The organism is Arthrobacter sp. TB 26 (assembly GCF_000427315.1).
In the GTDB taxonomy this organism is placed as follows: Bacteria; Actinomycetota; Actinomycetes; order Actinomycetales; family Micrococcaceae; genus Arthrobacter.
Window position 1 is genome coordinate 2,742 of the sequence record NZ_AUPJ01000510.1, and the last position, 3,212, is coordinate 5,953.

Genomic DNA, 3,212 nt, shown 5'->3' on the forward strand with positions numbered 1-3,212 from the left:
GCGGCTCGTGGAACACGCCGTCACCTCGCACCTGGTGACCCCGGCGGACCTGCACCTGCTGCCCGCCGCCACTGAACTGAACGGAACCAACCAAGCGTGAGAATCCGACTGACGCTCCGCCGCGACCCGGCCGACGCCAAAGACCTCGCCGTCACCGTTGACGGACTCGCCACGGTGGCGGACATCGCCACCCAGCTCTGGGCCGCCGACCCCGCCCGGCGGGGGACCCCGCCGCCGTCGAACCTGTCCCTCAGCATCGAGGAAGCCTTCGCCGCCGGCGGCATGAAGGGCAGCATCCTGGACCGCCAGGACAACCTGCTGGAATCCGGGCTCCGGCCGGGCTCCATCGTCTCGCTGACCCAGCTGAGCGAGCAGTTCGCGACACCCGGCGCGAGCCGGGGACCGGCGGCGGCGACGCTGCGTGTGCTGTCCGGGCCCGACGTCGGACGCGAATTCTCGCTGCCCTCGGGCACCAGCTACATCGGCCGGGGCCGCGACACCGACGTCCGGCTCACGGACCCCCTCACCTCCAAGCGCCACGCCCGCATCACGGTCGGCGAGACGGTCGAGATCGTGGACACGAATTCGGCCAACGGGCTGCTGATGGACGGGCTGCCGGTCACCCGGGCAACGCTGAACTCCTCGGACACCGTGGCCCTGGGCGACACGACTGTCTCCGTGGTCTCGCTCGGCACCGGGCACAGTTCCGCGCCGAGCTCCCCGCTGATCGACTTCAACCGCTCGCCTCGTGTGGTGCCGCGCTTCGAGCAGCAAAAACGGATGCTCCCGGCCGGGCCCAAGCGCCAGGAGCACCATGCTTTCCCGTACATCATGATGCTCGCGCCGCTGATGATGGGCGGCATCCTGTTCGCTGTCACGCAGAACGTACTCTCTGTCGTGTTCATGCTGATGATGCCGCTGTTCATCGTGGGCCATTACGTGGACCAGAAGCTGCAGGCGAAGCGGGAACGCAAGGAACAACTCAAGCAGTTCCGCGAGTCCATGGCCGCGTTCCGGACGGACATCACCCGGCTGCAGAACGTGGAGCGCTCCGTCCGGCTGCAGGAGGCACCTTCGGTCAGTGACACCGTGGACTCGATCTATAAGCTTGGCCCGCTGCTCTGGACCCACCGTCCCGAGCACACCGGTTTCCTGGGCCTGCGCTTCGGCCTGGGCACGGCGCCCTCGCGGATCCAGTTCGAGGAGCCCGGCAACAACGAGACCGAAGCCGAATACATGGCCGAAATCCAGGAGTGCCTGGCCCAGTTCCGGGACGTCGAAGGCGTGCCGATCGTCTCGCAGCTGCGCTCCGCCGGCTCCTTCGGCCTCGCGGGTTCCCGCGGCCTTGTCGACGATGTGGCCCGCGGAATGGTCCTGCAGCTCGTGGGCCTGCATTCACCCGCGGAAGTGGTAGTGGCCGCCATCACCTCGGCGCAGTCGAAGGAACGCTGGGAGTGGCTGCAGTGGCTCCCGCACGTCGGCTCCGGCCACAGCCCGCTCAGCGGTGACCACCTCGCCGCCGGTCCTGCGGGCGGTTCAGCCCTGCTGGCCCGGCTGGAAGACCTGATTGACCAGCGGGAGGCCGGCTCCCGCACCCCGCGCCCGGCCCTGCGGCCCGGCGTCGACCCGCTCAGCTCCGATCTTGCGGAACCGCTGCTGCCCACCGTGCTGGTGGTCGTCGAGGACGACGCCCCGGTGGACCGCGGCCGCCTCACCCGGGTGCTTGAGCGCGGACCGGATTCCGGCGTGCACGTGATGTGGGTGGCTTCCTCCGTGCAGCAGCTTCCGGCCGCGTGCCGGGACTTCATGGCCGTCGACGGCGAGAACGGCACCACCACCGGACAGGTCCGGCTCGGCCGGCACACCTTCCCGGTGAGCTGCGAAAGCCTCGACGCCGGCCTCGCCGCGCAGCTGGCCCGGATGCTGACCCCGGTGGTCGACGTCGGCAAGCCGCTGGAGGACGACTCCGACCTGCCGCGTGCCGTCTCCTACGCGACCCTGATCGGCAAGGACTTCCTGGACAACCCGGCGGCCGTGGCCGAGCGGTGGACCGAAAACAACTCGGTCCGTGCCTCCGCCGTGCCCAACCGCAAGGACAACGGCACACTCCGGGCCCTGGTCGGTTCCAAAGGCATCGAGCCGCTCTACCTCGACCTCAAGAACGAGGGCCCGCACGCCCTCGTCGGCGGCACTACCGGCGCCGGCAAGTCCGAGTTCCTGCAGTCCTGGGTGATGGGTATGGCCGCCGCCTACAGCCCGGACCGGGTCAGTTTCCTGTTTGTCGACTACAAGGGCGGGGCCGCATTCGCGGACTGCCTGCACCTGCCGCACACAGTGGGCCTGGTCACCGACCTCTCCCCGCACCTCGTCCGCCGCGCCCTGACCTCGCTGCGGGCCGAGCTGCACCACCGGGAACGGCTGCTGAACCGGAAAAAAGCCAAGGACCTGCTGGAACTCCAGCGCGAAGCGGACCCGGAAGCGCCGCCGTACCTGATCATCATCGTGGACGAGTTCGCGGCCCTCGCCACCGAGGTGCCGGAGTTCGTCGACGGCGTGGTGGACGTCGCCGCCCGCGGCCGGTCCCTGGGCCTGCACCTGATCCTGGCCACCCAGCGTCCGGCGGGGGTAATCAAGGAAAGCCTGCGCGCCAACACCAACCTGCGCGTGGCGCTGCGGATGGCCGACGAGGACGACGCGATCGACATCCTCGGTGTGCCCACGGCGGCGTACTTCGACCCCGCCATTCCCGGACGCGGCGCCGCCAAGACCGGCCCCGGCCGGATCCAGGGCTTCCAGACCGGCTACGCCGGCGGCTGGACCACGGAGAAGCCGCAGCGGCCGCAGATCGAGATCGTCGAGATGGCCTTCGGCTCCGGCCCGGCCTGGGCCGCCCCGGCGCCCGGGACCCCGGTGAAGGAGGAAGCGGCGGGCCTGAACGACATCGCCCGGATGACCGCCAACATCATCAGGGCCGCCGACGTGCTCTCCATCGAGCCGCCGCGCAAACCCTGGCTGGACGAACTCGCCACCACCTACGACTTCTCCCGGCTGCCGAACCCCCGGACGGACGAACGCCTGCTCCTCGGCGTCGCCGACGATCCCGCGCACCAGGACCAGCCCACCGTGTTCTACGAGCCGGACCGGGACGGGAACATGGCCATCTACGGCACCGGCGGCTCGGGCAAGTCCGCGGCCCTGCGCGGCATCGCGAT

2 protein-coding genes (1 of these 2 only partly in view) are annotated in these 3,212 nt (G+C 70.0%); both read left to right on the top strand.

Annotation, left to right across the window (positions count from 1 at the left end):
* On the top strand, positions 1-100 hold the end of the coding sequence (locus K789_RS0120200; RefSeq protein ID WP_024368333.1) for a hypothetical protein. Its footprint begins 617 nt before the window's first position; only the last 100 of its 717 coding nucleotides appear in the window; its start codon lies beyond the left edge, outside the window; the stop codon is at positions 98-100.
* Positions 97-3,212 (top strand): FtsK/SpoIIIE domain-containing protein (locus K789_RS0120205; protein WP_024368334.1); only part of this gene is annotated, 3,116 nt, incomplete at its 3' end. The genes K789_RS0120200 and K789_RS0120205, both read left to right, overlap by 4 nt.